Raw genomic sequence first — 19,009 nt, 5'->3', positions numbered from 1 at the left:
CCTAGTCCGGCAGCGCAGCAACGAAGGCGCGCACGACATCGGCGCTGTTGACCGATGCCAGCGCCATGAACGTCGTCATCTGGTTCGCGCCAGCATCTCCCCCGGCCAGATCGGACAGGCTGCGGAACACGATGACCGGCACCTGATTGGCATAGGCGACCTGCACCACCGCCGCGCTTTCCATGTCCAGAACGCGCGCTTTCCACGCCTTGGCCAGATAGTCGCGAAATTCGGCATTGTCGGCATAGACCCCGGCGCTGACGCCCGTGCCGCCAACCACGATTTTGGGTTCATGCGCGAGGCAGGTTGCGCTGGTCGCCTGCCCTTCCACGCAACGGCGCAGGGTAAGGCCCGGCGCGATTTTGCGGGCGATCGCCAGCAATGCCGGATCGACGGCCTGCCGATAATGGCGGCGCGGCGCGTCGGTCGCATTGCCCAGCCGCACCCCGCGCGGGAACATCATGCCAAAGGGCGGCGGCGCGTCGGCATCGACAGGTTCGGGGACAACCCAGCCCTGCGGCGTCTGGCGCGCGAAGGACACTTCCAGATATTGCGCCCAATCTTCCGCGACGATGACATCGCCGATCGACAGGGCCGGATCGACCCCGCCTGCAATGCCGGAAAAGACGATCCGCTTCACCGTGAAACGATCCAGTACCAATTGGGTATTCATTGCGGCGTTGACCATGCTGACGCCGCTCTGCATCAGCAGCACCGGCTTGCCCGCCATGGTGCCGGTCAGGAAAGTGAGGCCGTTGACCTTATAGGTTCGGGGCTTGGCGACGGTATGAGCGAGCGCATCCCATTCTGGCGCAAAGGCGGTCATGACCACTGTACGCGGGGTCCGGTCGAGCGGCTTTGCCTGCACGGACAGGGGCAGCAATAGCGCGCATAGGGCGAGGAAGAGCGCGCGGATCATGCTGCGCTCATCCAGATGAAGCGGACAACGAACAGGCCAGCGAGCAGGAATAGGAACCAGTCAGCGCGTGTCGCCGTGCCGCGCAACAGCTTCAATATCGCATGGGCCGTGATGCCAAAGGCAAGGCCGTTGGCGATCGAAAAAGTGAGCGGGATCATCGCCACGGTCAGAAAGGCGGGAATGGCCGAAAGCGGGTCTTCCCACTCGATTTCAGTCAGCGGCAACAGCATCAACCCGCCAACGACGATGAGAGCGGGCGCGGTCGCGGCCAGCGGGACGATCTGGGCATAGGGGGCAACGAACATGGTCGCCAGGAATAGCAGGCCGGTGACCACAGCGGTCAGCCCGGTACGCCCGCCCGCCTGCACGCCCGCCGCACTTTCGACATAGGAGGTGACGGTGCTGGTCCCTGCGACCGATCCGACGATCGTGGCTGCCGCGTCGGTGATGAGGATGCGATTGAGGCCGGGAATGCGACCCGCCTTGTCGATCAGTCCCGCCCGCTTGGTCACTGCGACCAGCGTGCCGATATTGTCGAACAGGTCGACGAAGAGAAAGACGAAGAGGATTTCAAGGAGACCTAGCCCATGGCTGCCGGTCAGGCCGAACACGCCCGACAGGTCAAGCTGGAAGGCGGTGCCGGTCAAGGCGTCAAGGCTGTAGGGTTCCGGATTGATGACGACCTGGCCACATAGCCATCCTACCAAAGTGGTCGCGACGATGCCGATCAGCATCGCGCCGCGCACGTTCCAGACGCTGAGCACGCCGATGACCAGCAGGCCGAACAGGGCCAGAGCGGCGCCTGGTGCCTTCAAATCACCCAATGCCACGAAAGTCGCAGGATTGGCGACGATGATCCCGGCATTTTTGAGGCCAATAAACCCGATGAACAGGCCGATCCCGCCCGCAACTGCGGCGAACAGATGCATCGGTATGGCCGCGACGATCATCTGCCGCACGCCGGTCAGCGTCAGGATCAGGAAGGCGATCCCTGAAATGAACACACAACCCAGCGCAACCGGCCAGGGGACGCCCATCTGCTGGACCACGGTGAAGCTGAAATAGGCGTTGAGGCCCATGCCCGGCGCCAGTGCCAGCGGCGTGTTGGCGACCAGCCCCATCAGGATCGATCCAAAGGCCGCCGCAAAACAGGTCGCCGCCGCCACCGCTGCAATCGGCATCCCCGCCTGTCCCAGGATAGCGGGATTGACCAGCACGATATAGGCCATGGTCAGAAAGGTGGTGAAACCGGCCAGCACCTCCGTCTGGGCCGACGTTCCCCGTTCCCACAGGCCGAAATAGCGTTCGAGCCCCCCCGCCCCCGGCTGTACCGCCACGTCCGTCATTATGCGTCCCCCTGATATGCGCCCGCTGGCCATGTTATGCCGGTCAGCCCCTTGTCTTCCAATAGGGCGGCGAAACGGAATAATGTCGCTTCGCCCCCTTCCCTGCCGATCAATTGCAGCCCCAGCGGCAAGCGACCCGGACGGCGCAGCGGCACGCTGAGCGATGGCAGGCCGGTGAAGCTGATCGGCTGGCTGTGAATGCCCAGGTCTGCGCGGGCTGGCGACAGCGCGCCGTCGATCAATATCTGCGGATCGGCGATCAGCGGCGCGGGACAGGGCGTTGCGGGGGCCAGCAGCACATCATAGTCCGCCATGATGTCTGCGATGCGTTGCCTATATTCCGCGCGAAACGCCTGCGCCGCGTCATAGAGGGCGTCGGGCAACAGGGCCCCTGCGATCAGCCGGTCCCGCGTGGCAGGATCGAACGCCATTGCGTCGCGGGTGAGCGCCTCTCGGTGCAATCTGCCGCCTTCCGCTGCGGTGATCAGGAAAGCGGCAGAGCGCGCGCGGGCAATGTCGGGTAGTTCGATCAGGGGCGCGTCGGGCGCAATGGCATCCATCGCGGCGATCTGATCGGGATCGACATTGTCACGAAACCGCCCGCCCAATCGCGCGATGCGGATCGGATCATCCTGCGCTGCCTGCCTTTCGGCCAGCACGTCCCAGATAGACCGCATGTCCGCCACGGAGACGGCGAAGGGACCAATATCGTCGAAACTGTCGGCGAAGGTAAATACCCCGCCCATCGGCAGCGCGCCGTGGCTGGGCTTGATGCCGTAAATGCCGGTCAGGCTGGCGGGAACGCGGATCGATCCATTGGTGTCGGAGCCAAGCGAGAAGGGCAGAAGCCCCGCTGCCACTACCGCCGCCGATCCCCCCGATGATCCGCCAGCCAGCCGGTCAGGAGCATGGGGGTTGCGGGTCGTGCCGTGCCGCGCGTTGATGGTGGCGAAGCCATAGGCGAATTCGTCCATGTTGAGCGTCGCGACCAGCACCGCCCCGGCAGCGCGCAGGCGGCATATGGCCTCCGCATCGGATTGCGCTGGCGGCGCATCGGCATAAAGGCTGGACCCGGCCGTGGTGGGCAGGCCGCGCACATCGAACAGATCCTTCACGCCATAGGGCACGCCCGCCAATGGTCCGGCTTCGTGCCCTGCCGCGATGGCGGCATCGACGGCGGCTGCCTCCGACCGGGCGCGATCGGCCAGAATGCGCGTCACCGCGACCAGTCGCCCGCCTTCGGCCGCCAATCCGGCCAGGCATTGCTCCAGCACGGCCATGGCGCTGGTCTTTCCCGACCGGACAGCGGCGGCGATCTCGACGGCCTGCTTCACGCTTTTCCAGCCGCAAACAAGGTGTCGGCATGACGATCCAGCAGCGCCAGATTGGCGCTGACGCCCGCCATGCAGGGTTCGGCGATGGTCAGGCCCCGCCTCTGCGCAGCATCCTCAATCTCTGCCCCGGTGCGCGGCAGCGCCGGGCGTTGAAGTGTTGCCCCGCCTCGCGCAAAGCGACCCGCCAGCGCGGCGCAGAGGAACAGCTGGATCTGGTGAAAGATCATCAGCGGCAGGATGATGACGCCAACCTGCGCGGCGGGGAAAAGCGCGCCCGCCATCGGCACGCCCGACACCAGGCTTTTCTTGGACCCGCAGAACAGCAAGACGATCATGTCCGCGCGCGGCAGGCCGACCAGGCGCGCAAGACCCAGAATCGCGCCCATTACGATGATCAGCATCAACAGACTGAGCAGCAATAGCAGCAACAGGTCCGCAATGCCCACCTGCGACCAGATACCACCGACCACGGCGGCACTGAACGCTGTATAGACGACCAGCAGGATCGACCCGCGATCGACCGGCATCAACAGCTTTTTGTGGCGATCGATGAATGCGCCGATCCAGGGCCGCAGCAGATGGCCCGCCAGAAAAGGCACCAGCAATTGCAGCGCGATGGCCTGCACCGAATGCCAGGAAAAGCCGCTGCCTCCGCCATCCACCGCCATGAACAGGCCGACCAGAAGCGGCGTCAGGATGATGCCGACAATGTTGGACAGGGATGCACTGCATACCGCCGCAGCGACATTGCCACCCGCTATGGCGGTAAAGGCGATAGAGGACTGGACCGTCGATGGCAGCAGGCTGAGATAGAGGAGGCCGGTCAACAGCAAGCCATCGCCATAGCCGCGCAAAAGGGCGACGAGGCTGAGGCCAATCGCCGGAAAAAGCATATAGGTCGAGGCCAGCACATAAAGGTGCAACCGCCAGTTGCCCGCCCCCGCAAGCACCGCGGCGCGCGACAATTTTGCCCCGTGCAGGAAAAATAGCAACGCGATCGCAAAGTCCGTCGCTGCCCCCACCCAGGATATGGCCGCGCCGCGCACCGGTGCGAAAGACGCCCCTGCCACCGTCGCGATCAGGCAGAGCAGAAACGGGTCTGGCAGGAAGGAAGGCTTTGACAGGCGGGCCATGGCCCCCCTTTAGGCCCATCCTGCCCTACCGATCCAATAGAATGACTTGCACGGATCGTTGCAAAAATGCGCTTACCCCAGGGCGAAACATGCCCGCGCGGCCCGTCGCCGCCATATGGATGGCGAATGAGAGCTATGATCGCCTGACCATCATTCCCGTTGGAGATACAGCGTGACCGCACCCGATGGCAGCGTCGTGGCGCTATAGCCTTGCGCCTTGGCCCAGGCGATCAGGGGCGATTCGAGACCCTGGGGACTGGCAGGCGAAGGCGCGCTTTCCTGACCCGTCACGATCGCTGCGGGCGGATAGCGGGTCAGGCCTTCCGCGACGCTGTCGCCATTCAGGACATGAAATGCGGCCCGCTGCGCCGGGGTGAGCAGGTTGCGCGTGCGAAACAGGAACGGGCCTGCGGCAAAACGCGGATCGAGCCTAATCCCGCTGTCAGCGACCCGTTCCGGCGTCAGGCTGACGATCGGACCAGTCACACCGGCGGCGCGCACGATCCGCCCGATCGCATGAGCGTCCATCGTTGCCGACAGGATGGGACTGTCGGCGCTTGCGACGTTCGGGGCAATGCGGATTGCCGTTTCGGCGACCCCTGCCCCCATGCACAATATCAAAATGGCGGTGATCGCGGGGCGCGACCAGCGCAGGTCATCCAGCATCAAGCCGAAGCGGAGAAACAGCGCTGGCAGCAACGGCACCAGATATTGGGCATAAATGGGTCGGGGCAGCCATGCAGCGACCAACCCCGCCAGGATCACGAAGTTCAGCAGCCCCTCTGCCATGGAAGATTTCCCATGTCGAAGGCGCGCCATCCCTATCATGATAAGCGCAAACAGGGCTGGGCCCTGCGCCAGAAAGCGTAGCAGCCGCACCGCGCTGAGCGGCGTTTCCACCATATAGGCCCGCTGGTTCAGCATTTGCCATTCCAATGGCGCCTTCAGGCTATAGTCGATAATGCCGAACCAGGCGGCGTCTGGCGCGATCCCCCACAGGATCAGGATAGGCAATCCACCGGCCATCCCCCCTGCCGCCAGAGCCAGAACGTTCATCGGCCCAACCCGGCGCATGTTCAGCAGCGTGAACAAGCCGATGGCGGCGGCGGGCAGGCCATAGCTGATCTTGGCTGACGCCGCTGCGCCCAGCAACAGCCCGGCGAGCATGTAAGACAATGGGCGGCGAGCCTGACCGAGCGCGCCCAGCAGCAGCGCGAGGCCCGCCATGTGCAGCAGCAAGGGCAAGGCATCGTTGCGCGCGACCGTGGCAGCAAACAGGAAAGCATGGCAGGTGACGAGCGCGATGGTCGCGATCCCGGCGTTGCGCGACGATCCACCCTCCCTGCACAGGGCCCGAAATAGCAGGGCCGCCGCCCCTGCCGCGCACAAGGCATTGACCGCGCGCAGGGCAAGAAACAGCCAGCCCTCGCACAGCCATGCCAGCGGCGCGAAGATCAGCGGTTGCAGCGGCGTCTGGAGATAGGCGAAATCGCGATAGGGCAGACCCGATCGCATCAATGCGACCGCGGCGACATATTGCCCTTCATCATGGTCGATCGGCCGGAACGCTGCGATGCCCAACAGCACGGCGAGCACCAGCAGGAAAATGGAGAGCGTGTGGGCGCGCACGGCCTTGGTCATGACAGGGGAGGACGCTTACCAGCCCATGTCAGCGCTGAACATCACGGCCCGCGCCTGATCGACCGCATGGACGCTCCCCGCTGGCGCAGGGCCAAAGGCGCCGTTGCTGACAAGGCGGCTGGGATTGATGAAGCGCGCGGCAAGGCGCAAACGCCGGCGACCCGTTTGCACCGGCGCATATTCGATGCTGCCTTCCGCACGCAGCGGCGATTGCTGGGCACCCGGCAGCGCAAGCGCCGCACGACCGGTATGCGATCCCTGCGCCGCGACGCGCCACGGCCCGACAGTCCAGGCGGCGGCCAGGGTCATTTCCCGTTCCTGCACCGATCGCCCGGTCATGGTTTCAACCGCCGCCTGCTGGTAGCGAACGGACCAGTCGATCTGCGGCGTCAACTGGTGCCGGGCCATCATCTTCACGCCCAACAGGCTGGCGGACCCGATATTGACCGGCAGATAGGCCCGGTGCGCAAAGGACAGGCCATTGCGGACGTCGGCGCGATAAAGGCTGGTCGTGACCGTCATGTCGCCGCCCGACCATTGGCCGCCTACCGACGCGACACGGCTCTTTTCAGGCCGCAAGGATCGGCGCAACGCTTCGAAATCAGGCCGCGAAAGGCCAAGCGGGCCGGTAAATCCGGTATCCCCATAGGCGCGCATGGCTTCGTTATAGTCCATCGACAAAGTGAGTGCCGGGATGGGACGGAAGTGAACGCTGGCATGGGGCATGAACCAGTCATGTGCGCGCAGCCGATCGTCGCCGCTGCCGATCGTCACATTGGCATTGCGGTTGCTGACCTTCACCCCGGCAAAGCCGAGCGTCATCGCTATCTGATCGGAAAGGGCAAAATGATCATCGACCAGGAGCATTCGGGTACGGCTGCGTGGGCGGTGATCGTAACCCCGTGCATTTAATGGCCATGCGGTGTCTGCCTGCGCAGCGACGAACCGGCGGCTCTGGCGCTGGAGGCGCAGGGCCATGACATGATCCGGCTCGTCACCCGAAAGCGGGCGGATCGCGCCTATCAGGCCATAATCCGGCGTGGTGCTACGCGCTTCCACAAGGGGCGATCGCCATATCGCTGGCTTCAGCGCATAGCTGATGCTCTGATCGATGATCTTGTCCTGTGCCGCTGCAGTGGTACCCTGCAACGCCACCATCGCCAAAGCCAGTAGATGCCGTCCGCGCATCAGCGATGATCCCTTGCGCTGGCGGCTGGGGCATCGGCCATCGCCAACTGCGGGCGCTGACGGTCATAGGATATGACATAGCCGAAATGGTCGGAGAGTGGCTGCCCATCAGGCTCCGATCCGAAAGGCACATGCGCGCCCCTGACGACGAGCGATGAGCCGCGCCCCGCGCGCGCGAAGATCCAGTCCTTGCGGCGCTGCATCGCATGTTTAAGGTCCGCCCGTGCCTGCGGGGCCGGGATCGTCGCCTGATCGAGCGCCAACTGCGCGCCGCCCTGCCTCGCTGCGACGAACGACAGGCCATGGCGAGCAAAGCCGTCGAAGAAGATGCGGCTGCGGTCGCTATTGCCGCCAATATTCATGTCGCCACCGATCATCAATGTGCGCGTGTGCGGGACCGCGCTGGCGATGAAACGGGCGCTCAGATCGACCTGCCGCGCATAGGCCGCCAGCGATCGGCTCACGGAAACGCCCGACGCCTTGCGCGCATTGAGATGGATATTGACAATGGCGACAGGTTCCGCTTCGCCGGGCACCTGCATATCGGCAATCACGACGCCCTTGTTGGCCAGGCAATCGAACCCGGCGCAGGCGAAATCCGGAAAGGCCAGGCGTCGGACGCGCAGGATGGGATAATCGGACAGGATGATGAGGCCGCTGTCGGTCTGCTTCCCCAACGCCTCGCCGCGATCCCAGCGGGCCTCAGCAAGAAACGCCTGATCCGCAGCGCTTGGCGCAATCGGCGAACGCATCTGCCGATCCGGCCCGAATGTCATGTGCCGATAGCCGGACGAGCGCGCAATCTCGGCCGCTTGCGGCGTGAACGCTTCCTGTAGCAACAGGATATGCGGCTGATGCCCCCGTTGCCGAAGGGCGCGCAAACGCGTGCCGATCCGCACCAGCGCGGTATCCCTGTCGACCGCGAGCGGCCAGGGCAAACCCTTGATATTATATGTCATCATGGACAAAGTCGTATTGCCGCCATCCGGCAATGCCTGCACCATGTTCAGGCGGTCTGGCAGGTTGCTGCTGGTCGATCCGGTTGCAACGAAGCTGACCAGCCCTGCAAACAGCATGGCTCGCAAAGTCTTATGCATGATGATGCCCCCCACTGGCTGGCGTCCTCCTAGCTCGCCAATGAGTCGTGCGCGTTTCTTCCGCACTGCAATATGATGAAAGTTGGATGGCGGCGGCGTCACTGAACCGACCAGTAATTGTCATGCAGCGATCGGCAGGCTGCGTCTGGTCGCTTCATAGAGGGTGAATAGGTCGGCGAAATGCGCGTCCATGGTGCGCGTATCAATGGCGGCGGCGCTAGCATTGGCCAGATGACCGGACGGACCCTGCGCCAGGAAAAGGCGAATGGCCGCTGCCAGGCTGGATGCGTCGGCCGCGCGGTAATGATGGCCAGCGCCCGGCACCAGATGATCCGCCGCTGCCCCGCCATCGGGCAAGAACATCGGAATGCCGCTGGCCCGCGCCTCTGCCGCGATCATGCAGAAGGTTTCGGATTCGCTGCCATGGACCAGCGCGTCGGCGCTGGCGAGCAGGCTGGCAAAGCCATGGCGGTCCGTGATCGGCGCCATCAGCCGGACATGCGGATTGTCCGCTGCGGCGCGCTGCACGCTGGCGCGCGCGCGACCATCGCCAGCAATGACGAGGCCGACCGGGCGATCGAAGCCACACGCCGTTACCGCTTCGATGATCATCGGCCATCGTTTTTCCGGGGCGTGACGCCCGGCACCGAACAACAGCAGCGCATCCTCATCCAGGTCGCACCATTGCAGCAGCCTTCGCCGCAGATCGGGGTCGCGGTGACGGGGCGAGAATATGCCGGGCTGCACCCCCATTCGATTGGTGACGACATGCCGCAGGCCGCCATTTACAAGCCGTGTCGCCAGTTCGTCGCTCGCGCACACGATATGATCGAAGCGCGCGTCCAGACGCCGCAAATGCCGCCAGAACCAGTCAAATCCGCGATCAATCTGTTCGCGGCTGGCAAGGCTGCGAAACCAGCGATAGGCGTAGTTGCCCAGTGGATCGGCATGCATGATCAGGCTGCGCGGAACATCGCCGCGCCAGTTGGCGACCATTGATGCGCTCCCCCATGGCGTCGATGCCTCCACCAGATCGGGGCGCAGGGCATCCAGCCGGGCGTGCAGGGCCGCTTCATCATGAAAATAATGATAGCGTCCGTCGAGCGGGAAGCGGCGGCCGGGCACATATTCGATGCGCCCATGATCGCCAAAATATTCCACATGCGCCTGCGCCGCTGGCGCAAGAATGATGATTTCATGCCCGCGTGCAGGCCCGGCCAGCATTTTGTGCCGGACATAGGTTTTAACGCCCCCGCCCTGCGGCGCGTAAAAGGCGCAAATGTCGACGATCCGCATGACCTAAAGCGCCTTGATCGGGCCGAAGGACAATAATCCCCGGCGATAATTCATGATGATCCGCCCGCGCGTCGGCCCGCTGCCGACGATCATCGTGGCGGCTGCGGCCTTGGGCTTGCCCATGCCCAGCTTCGGGTTGCCGCCAAAGCCGACGCCGTCGACCGATAGCCCGAATTTCCGATTGCCGTCGCGATCATGCAGCACGCTGACCGCATAACGGCCAGGCCCCGGCACACGGATGCAAATTTGCGCCACATGGCCATTTTGCGTCGCAACTTGCTCGACCGGCGCTTCCACCCGGCGGAATGTCTTGCCCTGGGAAATCAGGATATTGTCGTCCTGAAGAAAATCCTGATCATTGGCCGGATAGACTTCCGCCTTCAGGCGGCCTTCCCGATCCTTCAGCCCCACTATGTCCAGCAGTAGGGAAGGGCCGTTCTCGCCGGGGCGACAGCGCGCTTCCGCTTTCCCCAGATCCGGGGTCGACGGGATGGTCGGCACCGCCGCAGCGGCGATGATGCCGATCGTCCAAAGGGCCGGAATTGTCATGCCTGCCTCCGCTGTTTCACAAGCCCGCTCACGCCCAGGATCAATCCGACCAGCAGATGCGCGGCCAGCAGCAGGCTGGCGATCACGGCCAGAACCTGCGCAATTTCCAGTTCACGCCCGACGAGGAAAACGGCGACGCCTGCGAACAGCACGTCCTTGTTAGGCACCATCGGCAGGCGGGAGAGGACCAGCCGCAGCGTCGAGAGCATGAACCACCAGCTCAGCGCGACATCGGGCAGCAGCAGGTGCCACAATGTCGCATAAAGCAGCACATTCGCGACAATCCGCGCCAGATGCACCCCCGCCACCATCCGCCGTTCGGGCCAGGGCAGGCTGAAAACCTTGCGGCTGAACAGGATGGGGCCAAAGGAAGTCGCCACAAGGATGGTGAGCGAAATGCCCAGCGCCCGCCCGTCCATCGCCAACCGCAGCGATGACAGCAGCGGCAGCGTGAAGAGCAGCATCGCCAGCGTGACGATATTGCCCATCACGCCCGACAATATCGCTGAATCCTTGACTGCGCCGAAGGGCGATCCGGCCATCGTCACATGCCGCCGCGCCCATGCGTAGAAATAGACATCGCCAAGATAGCCAAGCAGCAATTCATTGCTGATCCGCTTGCGAAACAAGGCTGACAGGCCACCGGCTGGTATCGACCATAATCGGTTGAAAATGACCCAGTCGCACACCGGCGTCAGGCTGTATGTCACGGCAAACAGCAACCAGAAGAGCGGCGTTCTCGGCAGCATCGCGACAAGCTTGTGAAAATCGAAGGAGCCGATCTGGACGAATACGACCGCCAATATCGCAAAGGAGATGAGCGGACCGAACCATGCCGTCCAGTTGCGGCCAGACCGCACCAGCGGTGTCGGGTCCAATATGGCGCGCGCACCCTGCGGGTTGATCAGCGGGGCAAGGGTATCGGCTTGGCTCATGACAGCTGCGCCTCCAGAGGGGATTGCGAATGGAGCGTGGCAAGCGCGGCGTGGCGCTGGCGCGGGGACTGGGTCAGCATGTGACGGAAAAGCGCGCGATAGGCTGGAACGGCGCGTTCGATGGTGAACGCCGCCGCCTTTGCGCGGGCGCGCGGACGATCCTGCATATCGCTGTGCGCGGCACGGATGGCATCAGCGAACGCCGCTTCATCATCGCCATCGACCAGCGTGCCGAGCGCGCCATCGTCAAGCAGGGGCGACATGCTGGCGCAGCATCGGGTGGCGATGATCGGAAGGCCGCATGCCAGCGCTTCGACCACCACGCCCGGCTGCCCTTCATAGCGGGATGACAGCAGCAACACGTCATGGTCCGGCAACTGGCGTCGGACATCCGCGCTGAATCCGGCAAAACAAAGCTTCCCTGCAATGCCGAGACGGGCGGCCAGACGTTCGAGCCCGTCACGCGCGCGCCCTTGTCCAAAAATGGTCAGCCTGTCGTCCGGCCCGCGTCCCGCCGCGAAAGCGCGCAGCATCAGCGGATAATTTTTCTGCCGTTCCAACCGACCCACCGCCACGAAATGCCTGCCCCGGCGCGGCAGCGACGATGACGGCAATGGCGCGACGTCATCGAGATCGGCCAGCGCCAGCACCGGATTGGGCACGACATGCACGCGCGCATGATCAACGCCCATCCGTGCTGCGACTTCCTGTGCCATCGGATCGGACAGGGCGGCAAAATGGTCGATCGCCCTGCCCTGTATGCGCAGCCAAAGCCGATAAAATGGCCGCATGATCCATGGCATGTCGGATCGCATCAGGTCGTTGCTGATCTTGGCCAGAATGAGCGGGCAGCGCCGCCCCAGCCGCAATTTCAGCAGCACGGCCACGATCGCATAGACATTGCCGGCACAAAACAGAATGTCGGGCCGGTACGCATCAATGGCGCGCGCCATAGCAACCAAAAGGCGCAGGCTGGCCAGGCGTCGGCCGATCAACGGCCAGGCCGGAAGATATTGGGTGGCGTCGCCGGGCGGCATTTCATGCTGCATCGACCTTTCAGGGTTGCCGAGGAGCAAGCGCACGTCCATGCCGTCCCGCCGCCAACCGTTGATCAGCCGCAACGCAATGCGTTCGACCCCACCGGGGCCGGGTCCATGCAGAAAGACCAGAACGCGCGGTGACAAAGCCGCTTCACGGTTGCTGCCGACGATAGCATTGTCGCTTGGCGGTAACGGCGGAAGAGAGCAGTGCATGACCCGCCCATGTCGGATATTCATAACAGGCTGATGCATTATTCGTGACGGAATGATGAAGGCTGGACGAACCGCTTGTCATCGTTGCGCCGATCATGAAGCCGTCACAAATGTCGGCATATAGGGTGGAGATGCTCGTCTCTCTCCTTTTGCCCGTGCTGCTTGCCGTTCAGGGCGCGGCGCAGCCAGCCGTCCCTGCCGACATTGCGCCGGTGACCCTGCGCATAGAGGCAGAGGAAGCGCGGCAGGGCGTCGCTTCCGATGGCGTTCATATCTATGCGATCGATAATGATCGGATCGGCAAATATCGGATCAGCGACGGCGTGCGCATCGCGCAGTGGAAGGGCGACCGGACATTATTTGCGCATATGAACAGCTGCACGGTGGTAGGCCGTGAACTGATATGCGCCGCGTCCAACTATCCGGCGGTGCCACAAACGAGCGCTGTCGAAATCTTCGATACCAGGAGCCTGCGCCATATACGCAGCATCAGCCTGGGCATGGGACCAGGATCATTGACCGCGCTTGATAGGCATGACGGGGCCTGGTGGGCGATGTTCGCCAATTATGACGGCAAGGGCAGGGAAGCCGACCGCGACCATCGCTACACGACCCTCGTACAGCTTGACGATCAGTTCCGGCAGTTGCGGGGATGGCTGTTCCCGACAGAGGTGCTGGCGCGTTTTGCGCCGTTCAGCTGCTCGGGCATGAGCTGGGGACCGGACGGGCGTCTATATGTCACGGGGCATGACCGGCCCGAACTCTATGTCATGCGCCTGCCAAGCGCTGGATCGACGCTGGAGTTGCTGGCGACCATCCCCATCGCGACGGAGGGGCAGGCGATCGATTGGGACCCCAAGACAGCCCATCGCCTCTGGTCGATTATGCGCGGCCAGTCCATTATCGCGGCCAGCGACATCCGTTGGAATGGCGGCAAGCCCGACTAGACGCCTTGCCTACAGCATCATGCGCTTTCATCTTCGACCGGCCGAAGCCTTGTTTTCAAAGAATACGGGCGAAACCGGCCACGCCTTCGGCTGCTGGCGCCGATATTGTCGTGGGTCTTGCAACGGGTAAAACCGGGCTACCACCGAAGCCAAACATCGCCTCGATATTGCGTACGCAGAGCGCCACATTCTCGTCCGCCAGCCTGTACCAGACCTGCTTGGCTTCCTTGCGCGTCTGAACGAGGTCAGCGCGGCGCAGTTCGGCCAACTGCTGGCTGAGCGCTGGCTGGCCGATGGAGGTGATGTCGGCGATTTCCCCGACATTATACTCGCCGCGCAGCAGGCAGGACAGGATCATCAGGCGCTGGGCCTGGGCGAATGTCTTGATCTTGTCCGCAGCAGCCGCGGCTGCATCGCGATCCTGGTAGAGCGCGGTCATGACTGGGGCGCCATCCGGCAGAACCAATCGGGCGCGGCGTCGGTGCCTTGCGCAGGCGGCAGCAAGACCGGCTGATCGGGTATCCAGCCTTCCGGCGTCAGGCTGGTTCCGCTGTCGACCCGTTGCAACGCGCATAGCAGGCGCAGCATTTCATCCACGGATCGACCGACATTGTGGGGGTAGGCCGTGGTCGCGCGGATCACGCCCTGCGGGTCGATGAAGAAGGTCGTCCGCATGGTCATGCTGTCCGCCGCATGCTCGTCGATCATCCCATAGGCGCGGCCAACGGCCATGCTGGGGTCTTCGATGATCGGGAACTCGATCTCTACATCGAACAGATCGCGCAGCGCCCGGACCCAGGCGATGTGGGAATACAGGCTGTCGACGGACACGCCCACCAACCGGCAGTCGCGCGCCGCAAAGTCCGCCTGCCGCCGTGCAAGAGCCGCAAATTCGGTGCTGCACACCGGCGTGAAATCAGCCGGATGGGAAAAGAAAATCACCCACTGTCCCCGCAGCGCCGACAACTGAAAATCGCCCATTGTCGAGCGCGCCCGAAAATCGGGTGCGGGGGAACCGATACGAAGCGGGATCGGGCGGGAAGTCGTGACATCATTCATGGCGCTTTCCTGCAACTGCCAGAGGCGTGTTGCAACCCCTTGACGATTTCATATTATATAAATACATGGTATGTGTAAATGTGAAATTGAAGGAGAGTCGCATGACCGATCCCGCACTTGAAAAAGCCTTTGTACAGGTCAGTGTCGCCAGAAGCGGAGTGCCGGTGGTCAAGGCCTTCTTCGACGCGCCGACCTTCACGTTCACCTATGTGGTGCATGACGCCGAAACCCGTCGCGCGGCCGTGATCGACAGCGTGCTGACCTATGATCCCGCCGCTGGACGTACGGGCCATGAAGCGGTCGAACCGGTCATCGCCTATGTGGAAGCGCAGGGGTTGAGCGTCGACTGGCATCTGGAAACCCACGCCCATGCCGACCATCTGTCGGCGGCGCCCTATCTTCAGCAGAAACTGGGCGGCAAGATCGCGATCGGCGCGCATATCTGCGAAGTGCAGCACACCTTTGGCGCGCTGTTCAACGCAGGTACGGCGTTTCAGCGTGACGGGTCGGACTTCGACCATCTTTGGGCCGATGGTGACCAGTTCATGATCGGCAATATCGCGGTCACGGTGCTGCATGTCCCCGGCCATACCCCGGCCTGCGTCGCCTATGTCATCGGCGACGCAGCGTTTGTGGGCGACACCATGTTCATGCCTGATTATGGCACGGCCCGCGCCGACTTCCCCGGCGGCGATGCACGCACCTTGTTCCGGTCGCTCCGTCGCCTGCTGGAATTGCCACCGGAAACCCGGCTGTTCCTGTGCCACGATTATCTGCCCGAAGGGCGCGATCATTATGCCTGGGAAACCACGGTCGCCGAACAGCGCCGCGCCAACATCCACGCGCATGACGGCGTGAGCGAGGATGATTTCGTCGCCATGCGCGAAGCGCGCGACGCCACCCTCGACATGCCCCGCCTCATCCTGCCATCGGTGCAGGTGAATATGCGCGCAGGCCATCTGCCGCCGCCCGACGACAATGGCGTCACCTATCTCAAAATCCCGGTTAACCAGCTATGATAGCGGGGTTTCCAGATGCGCAGCCAATTGCGGGCCTGATCGGCGGCCTCATGATCGGGCTGGCTGCCGCGATCATGTTGCTGGGGCTGGGGCGGATCGCCGGGGTCAGCGGGCTTGCGGCGCGGGCCATCGGCCTGTCTGCCAGCGGCCCGCCGCGCGGCGTGGCGATAGCATTCACCGTTGGATTGCCTGTTGGCGCGGTCCTGGTTGCGCTGCTGTCAGATGGCATCCCTGCCACCTTTCCAGCGCCTGGCTTGTTGATCGTCGCGGGTCTGATCGTGGGATTTGGCACCCGGCTGGGATCGGGCTGCACCAGCGGCCATGGGGTATGCGGCCTGTCTCGCCTGTCCCGCCGATCAATCGTGGCGACTGCCTTGTTCATGGGCAGCGGCTTTGCAACCGTGGCGCTCATGCGCCTGACGGGCATGATATGATGCGGATCATCATTGCCTTATTGTCGGGCGCACTCTTTGGCGGCGGGCTTGCCATTTCGGGCATGGCAGACCCCATGCGGGTTCGCGCCTTCCTTGACCTGTTCGGCGCATGGGATCCCACGCTCGCCTTCGTCATGGGCGGCGCGATGATCCCGATGGCGCTTGCATGGATGGTCCAAAGACGGGTCAGCCGCCCCTTTGCCGACCGTGCTTTCGCTCTGCCCGACACGCGCGCGATCGACGGCAAGCTGGCGCTTGGCGCAATAGTGTTCGGTATCGGCTGGGGCATTGGCGGGCTTTGCCCCGGTCCCGCCATTGCCAGCCTCGCGCTTTCCCCGGCGGCGGCCGCACCCTTCGTGCTGGCCATGCTGGGCGGCATGGCGATCCATCACTTCACGATAAAATCATAACCGGCCGCGCCGGATAGAGGAGGTTCATCATGGCCATCAAGCAATTGACCCCGACACTGAGTGTCACCGCGCAACTAACCCCGGCGGATATCGCGCAGGCAGCGGCGATGGGTTTCCGTGCGATCCTGTGCAACCGCCCCGATGGCGAAGGCGCGGATCAGCCGACGGCAGAGGAGATGGGCGCCGCTGCCCGGGCCGCGGGACTGGACTTTGCCTATGTTCCTGCGGTGGCCGGGGCGCTGACCGATGCCGATGCCATCGCCATGCGAGCCGCGCTCGACAGCCTGCCGGGACCCGTGCTTGCCTATTGCCGGTCGGGCGCACGCGCGGAAAAGCTGGCGGAGATGGCGGGGGCATTGGTCCGTCAGGACGCTGCCCATTATGACGTTGTAATCGTGGGCGGTGGCAGCGCCGGGATCGCGACCGCCGCCAGCATTCTAAAACGACGGCGGGGTATCCGCCTTGCGATCATCGAACCCAGTGAGGCCCATTATTATCAGCCCGGCTGGACCATGGTGGGTGCGGGCGTGTTCGACAGCGGCTTTACACGGCGTGAGGAAGCGCGACTCATTCCGCGCGGCGTGACGTGGATCAAGGCATCGGCTAGCGCTTTCCTGCCCGATGAGAAGCAGGTAGTACTGCATGACGACCGACGGGTCACCTATGGCGTGCTGATCGTTTGTCCGGGCGTTAAATTGGACTGGAACGCCATCCCCGGTCTGTCGGAAGCCTTGGGCAATGACGGCGTGACCTCCAACTATCGCTACGATCTGGCCCCTTATACCAACCGTATCGTCAAACAGTTCAAGGGTGGCCGCGCCCTGTTCACCCAGCCGCCCATGCCGATCAAATGCGCAGGCGCGCCGCAGAAGGCGATGTATCTGTCCTGCCATCGCTGGGAGAAGGCCGGCATGCTGGGCAATTGCGACGTGCAGTTCCATACGGCGGGCGCCGTCCTGTTCGGCGTTCCCGCCTATGTCCCGGCGTTGATGGACTATGTCAGGCGCTACGGCATCAACCTGAACTTCGGGTCGAAGCTGGTCGAAATAGATGGGCCGTCCAAAACCGCGATCTTCGAGCAGGCGGACGGCGACAGCGTTCGGCGCGTGGCCGAGCGGTTCGACATGATCCACGTCGTGCCGCCACAAATGGCCCCCGATTTCATCCGCCATAGCCCGCTGGCGGCGGCCTCTGGCTTTGTCGAGGTGGATGAAGCCACGCTCCGCCACCCGCGCTATCCGGACATTTACGCTCTGGGCGACGCTTGTTCGGCTTCCAATGCCAAAACCATGGCGGCCGCGCGCAAGCAGGCGCCGGTGGTCGCGGTCAACGCGCTGGCGGCACTGGATGGCCAGCCGCCTGTCGCGATCTATGACGGCTATGGCAGTTGCCCGCTGACGGTCGAGGCAGGCAAGATCGTGCTGGCTGAATTTGGCTATGGCGGCAAGTTGATGCCAAGCTTCCCCAACTGGTTGATCGATGGCACCCGGCCTTCGCGCCTGTCCTGGCTGCTGAAGGACACGATCCTGCCGCCCGTCTACTGGCACGGGATGCTCAAGGGGCGCGAGTGGATGGTAAAGCCCTGCCTGATCGGCGCGCAGTCATGATGACGAACATGCAATATCTGCTGGGCGGCCTGTCGGGCGGTCTGGTCGGCTTCGTGCTGGGCCTTGTCGGCGGGGGCGGATCGATCCTCGCCGTGCCGTTGATGGTCTATCTGGTCGGCGTGCCCAACGCCCATGTCGCCATCGGCACCAGCGCTCTGGCTGTCGCGGCCAATGCGGCGGCTGGCCTCGCCAGCCATGCCCGCGCGCATCATGTCAAATGGCGGTGCGGCGGCATCTATGCGGCGGCCGGGATCGTAGGCGCGCTCGCCGGATCGACCTTTGGCAAGATGGTCGATGGCGACAAGCTGCTGTTCCTCTTTGCATTGGTCATGCTGCTCGTCGGTGTGCTGATGCTGAAAGGGCGCGGCAATCCGGGCAATCCTGGGGCCGAATGCAATCGGGAAAAGGCGCCCAAGGTCGTTACCTATGGATTGGGGTCGGGATTATTTTCCGGCTTTTTCGGGATTGGCGGCGGTTTCCTGATCGTGCCCGGACTGGTGGCATCGACGGGCATGCCCATGTTGATGGCGGTCGGCACGTCGCTTGTCGCGGTGACGGCTTTTGGCCTCACAACGGCCGCGAACTACGCCTTTTCGGGTCTGGTCAACTGGCCGCTCGCTGGGATATTCGTGGTCGGTGGTGTTGTCGGCAGCATTGGTGGCACGCGGTTGGCCGAAACGCTGGGCGGCAAGACGGGCCGGCTGACCATGGTGTTTGCCGGGCTGATCTTCATCGTCGCCCTCTACATGCTCTGGCGCAGCGCGGCTGCCTTTTTGCCCGGCATGACAATCTGACCAATCCCCTTCCCCCTCCCCGCCTGCTACATGGCGGGTGAAAGGACA

At 63.6% G+C, this 19,009-nt stretch carries 19 protein-coding genes; 6 read left to right on the top strand and 13 right to left on the bottom strand.

The genetic code is table 11. The features are described from left to right. Position 1 precedes the first annotated feature (1 nt). The 11 genes from AC07X9_RS21135 to AC07X9_RS21085 all read right to left on the bottom strand — a co-directional run bounded on the left by AC07X9_RS21135 (position 2) and on the right by AC07X9_RS21085 (position 12,691). Positions 2-919, bottom strand: coding sequence for a 5'-methylthioadenosine/S-adenosylhomocysteine nucleosidase (locus tag AC07X9_RS21135; RefSeq protein WP_017181636.1), 918 nt, complete (start codon positions 917-919; stop codon positions 2-4). Next, on the bottom strand, positions 916-2,265 hold the full coding sequence (locus tag AC07X9_RS21130) for an NCS2 family permease (RefSeq protein WP_017181635.1): 1,350 nt from the start codon (positions 2,263-2,265) through the stop codon (positions 916-918). The genes AC07X9_RS21135 and AC07X9_RS21130 overlap by 4 nt, the downstream gene beginning before the upstream one ends. Further along, on the bottom strand, positions 2,265-3,599 hold the full coding sequence (locus tag AC07X9_RS21125) for an AtzE family amidohydrolase (protein ID WP_086486374.1): 1,335 nt from the start codon (positions 3,597-3,599) through the stop codon (positions 2,265-2,267). Before AC07X9_RS21125 ends, AC07X9_RS21130 begins: the two co-directional genes overlap by 1 nt. Continuing rightward, the gene (locus AC07X9_RS21120) at positions 3,596-4,732 is read right to left on the bottom strand and encodes a bile acid:sodium symporter family protein (protein WP_086486375.1); all 1,137 of its coding nucleotides are present in this window, start codon (positions 4,730-4,732) and stop codon (positions 3,596-3,598) included. The genes AC07X9_RS21125 and AC07X9_RS21120 overlap by 4 nt, the downstream gene beginning before the upstream one ends. 150 nt (positions 4,733-4,882) lie before the next feature. Beyond that, on the bottom strand, positions 4,883-6,373 hold the full coding sequence (locus AC07X9_RS21115; protein WP_017181632.1) for a glycosyltransferase 87 family protein: 1,491 nt from the start codon (positions 6,371-6,373) through the stop codon (positions 4,883-4,885). Between the two features lie 15 nt (positions 6,374-6,388). Then, positions 6,389-7,561, bottom strand: a complete 1,173-nt coding sequence (locus AC07X9_RS21110) for a TonB-dependent receptor domain-containing protein (RefSeq protein ID WP_017181631.1) — start codon at positions 7,559-7,561, stop codon at positions 6,389-6,391. Beyond that, complete coding sequence (locus AC07X9_RS21105; protein WP_026002134.1) at positions 7,561-8,658, bottom strand: endonuclease/exonuclease/phosphatase family protein; 1,098 nt, start codon at positions 8,656-8,658, stop codon at positions 7,561-7,563. The genes AC07X9_RS21110 and AC07X9_RS21105 overlap by 1 nt, the downstream gene beginning before the upstream one ends. A gap of 120 nt (positions 8,659-8,778) precedes the next feature. Next, positions 8,779-9,954, bottom strand: a complete 1,176-nt coding sequence (locus AC07X9_RS21100) for a glycosyltransferase (RefSeq protein ID WP_017181629.1) — start codon at positions 9,952-9,954, stop codon at positions 8,779-8,781. Positions 9,955-9,957: 3 nt separating this feature from the next. Next, positions 9,958-10,503: a DUF2141 domain-containing protein gene (locus tag AC07X9_RS21095; RefSeq protein WP_017181628.1), complete on the bottom strand. Its 546-nt coding sequence runs from the start codon at positions 10,501-10,503 to the stop codon at positions 9,958-9,960. Then, positions 10,500-11,438, bottom strand: a complete 939-nt coding sequence (locus AC07X9_RS21090; RefSeq protein WP_017181627.1) for a hypothetical protein — start codon at positions 11,436-11,438, stop codon at positions 10,500-10,502. The genes AC07X9_RS21095 and AC07X9_RS21090 overlap by 4 nt, the downstream gene beginning before the upstream one ends. Continuing rightward, the gene (locus tag AC07X9_RS21085; protein ID WP_241763578.1) at positions 11,435-12,691 is read right to left on the bottom strand and encodes a glycosyltransferase; all 1,257 of its coding nucleotides are present in this window, start codon (positions 12,689-12,691) and stop codon (positions 11,435-11,437) included. Before AC07X9_RS21085 ends, AC07X9_RS21090 begins: the two co-directional genes overlap by 4 nt. Positions 12,692-12,801: 110 nt before the next feature. Here AC07X9_RS21085 and AC07X9_RS21080 point away from each other — a divergent pair, with 110 nt between their 5' ends. Continuing rightward, on the top strand, positions 12,802-13,638 hold the full coding sequence (locus tag AC07X9_RS21080; protein WP_017181625.1) for a YncE family protein: 837 nt from the start codon (positions 12,802-12,804) through the stop codon (positions 13,636-13,638). A 55-nt stretch (positions 13,639-13,693) separates the two neighbouring features. Here AC07X9_RS21080 and AC07X9_RS21075 read toward each other — a convergent pair whose 3' ends face one another. Further along, positions 13,694-14,077 (bottom strand): ArsR/SmtB family transcription factor, encoded by a 384-nt coding sequence (locus tag AC07X9_RS21075; protein WP_017181624.1) that lies wholly within the window; start codon positions 14,075-14,077, stop codon positions 13,694-13,696. Continuing rightward, complete coding sequence (locus tag AC07X9_RS21070; protein WP_037514041.1) at positions 14,074-14,697, bottom strand: peroxiredoxin; 624 nt, start codon at positions 14,695-14,697, stop codon at positions 14,074-14,076. The genes AC07X9_RS21075 and AC07X9_RS21070 overlap by 4 nt, the downstream gene beginning before the upstream one ends. 101 nt (positions 14,698-14,798) lie before the next feature. On the opposite strand from AC07X9_RS21070, the gene AC07X9_RS21065 reads away from it, so the two are divergent. The 5 genes from AC07X9_RS21065 to AC07X9_RS21045 are packed head-to-tail and all read left to right on the top strand — an operon-like array spanning position 14,799 to position 18,961. Then, positions 14,799-15,716, top strand: coding sequence for an MBL fold metallo-hydrolase (locus tag AC07X9_RS21065; protein WP_017181622.1), 918 nt, complete (start codon positions 14,799-14,801; stop codon positions 15,714-15,716). Continuing rightward, the gene (locus AC07X9_RS21060) at positions 15,713-16,150 is read left to right on the top strand and encodes a YeeE/YedE family protein (RefSeq protein WP_017181621.1); all 438 of its coding nucleotides are present in this window, start codon (positions 15,713-15,715) and stop codon (positions 16,148-16,150) included. The genes AC07X9_RS21065 and AC07X9_RS21060 overlap by 4 nt, the downstream gene beginning before the upstream one ends. Then, positions 16,147-16,560 (top strand): DUF6691 family protein, encoded by a 414-nt coding sequence (locus AC07X9_RS21055; protein ID WP_017181620.1) that lies wholly within the window; start codon positions 16,147-16,149, stop codon positions 16,558-16,560. The genes AC07X9_RS21060 and AC07X9_RS21055 overlap by 4 nt, the downstream gene beginning before the upstream one ends. Positions 16,561-16,589: 29 nt before the next feature. Continuing rightward, complete coding sequence (locus AC07X9_RS21050) at positions 16,590-18,167, top strand: bifunctional protein tyrosine phosphatase family protein/NAD(P)/FAD-dependent oxidoreductase (RefSeq protein ID WP_017181619.1); 1,578 nt, start codon at positions 16,590-16,592, stop codon at positions 18,165-18,167. Next, the gene (locus AC07X9_RS21045; protein WP_017181618.1) at positions 18,164-18,961 is read left to right on the top strand and encodes a sulfite exporter TauE/SafE family protein; all 798 of its coding nucleotides are present in this window, start codon (positions 18,164-18,166) and stop codon (positions 18,959-18,961) included. Before AC07X9_RS21050 ends, AC07X9_RS21045 begins: the two co-directional genes overlap by 4 nt. The last annotated feature ends 48 nt before the right edge of the window (positions 18,962-19,009 follow it).

The organism is Sphingobium sp. GW456-12-10-14-TSB1 (assembly GCF_059424385.1).
Note: the sequence above shows the minus strand (reverse complement) of the source record. Positions and strands in the feature narration are given on the sequence as shown.

Excerpts from the sequence above, each read along its gene's own strand:
- AC07X9_RS21135 (WP_017181636.1), bottom strand. The coding sequence starts at position 919 with ATGATCCGCGCGCTCTTCCTCGCCCTATGCGCGCTATTGCTGCCCCTG.
- AC07X9_RS21130 (WP_017181635.1), bottom strand. The coding sequence starts at position 2,265 with ATGACGGACGTGGCGGTACAGCCGGGGGCGGGGGGGCTCGAACGCTAT.
- AC07X9_RS21120 (WP_086486375.1), bottom strand. The coding sequence starts at position 4,732 with ATGGCCCGCCTGTCAAAGCCTTCCTTCCTGCCAGACCCGTTTCTGCTC.
- AC07X9_RS21115 (WP_017181632.1), bottom strand. The coding sequence starts at position 6,373 with ATGACCAAGGCCGTGCGCGCCCACACGCTCTCCATTTTCCTGCTGGTG.
- AC07X9_RS21110 (WP_017181631.1), bottom strand. The coding sequence starts at position 7,561 with ATGCGCGGACGGCATCTACTGGCTTTGGCGATGGTGGCGTTGCAGGGT.
- AC07X9_RS21105 (WP_026002134.1), bottom strand. The coding sequence starts at position 8,658 with ATGCATAAGACTTTGCGAGCCATGCTGTTTGCAGGGCTGGTCAGCTTC.
- AC07X9_RS21100 (WP_017181629.1), bottom strand. The coding sequence starts at position 9,954 with ATGCGGATCGTCGACATTTGCGCCTTTTACGCGCCGCAGGGCGGGGGC.
- AC07X9_RS21095 (WP_017181628.1), bottom strand. The coding sequence starts at position 10,503 with ATGACAATTCCGGCCCTTTGGACGATCGGCATCATCGCCGCTGCGGCG.
- AC07X9_RS21090 (WP_017181627.1), bottom strand. The coding sequence starts at position 11,438 with ATGAGCCAAGCCGATACCCTTGCCCCGCTGATCAACCCGCAGGGTGCG.
- AC07X9_RS21085 (WP_241763578.1), bottom strand. The coding sequence starts at position 12,691 with ATGCACTGCTCTCTTCCGCCGTTACCGCCAAGCGACAATGCTATCGTC.
- AC07X9_RS21080 (WP_017181625.1), top strand. The coding sequence starts at position 12,802 with ATGTCGGCATATAGGGTGGAGATGCTCGTCTCTCTCCTTTTGCCCGTG.
- AC07X9_RS21075 (WP_017181624.1), bottom strand. The coding sequence starts at position 14,077 with ATGACCGCGCTCTACCAGGATCGCGATGCAGCCGCGGCTGCTGCGGAC.
- AC07X9_RS21070 (WP_037514041.1), bottom strand. The coding sequence starts at position 14,697 with ATGAATGATGTCACGACTTCCCGCCCGATCCCGCTTCGTATCGGTTCC.
- AC07X9_RS21065 (WP_017181622.1), top strand. The coding sequence starts at position 14,799 with ATGACCGATCCCGCACTTGAAAAAGCCTTTGTACAGGTCAGTGTCGCC.
- AC07X9_RS21060 (WP_017181621.1), top strand. The coding sequence starts at position 15,713 with ATGATAGCGGGGTTTCCAGATGCGCAGCCAATTGCGGGCCTGATCGGC.
- AC07X9_RS21055 (WP_017181620.1), top strand. The coding sequence starts at position 16,147 with ATGATGCGGATCATCATTGCCTTATTGTCGGGCGCACTCTTTGGCGGC.
- AC07X9_RS21050 (WP_017181619.1), top strand. The coding sequence starts at position 16,590 with ATGGCCATCAAGCAATTGACCCCGACACTGAGTGTCACCGCGCAACTA.
- AC07X9_RS21045 (WP_017181618.1), top strand. The coding sequence starts at position 18,164 with ATGATGACGAACATGCAATATCTGCTGGGCGGCCTGTCGGGCGGTCTG.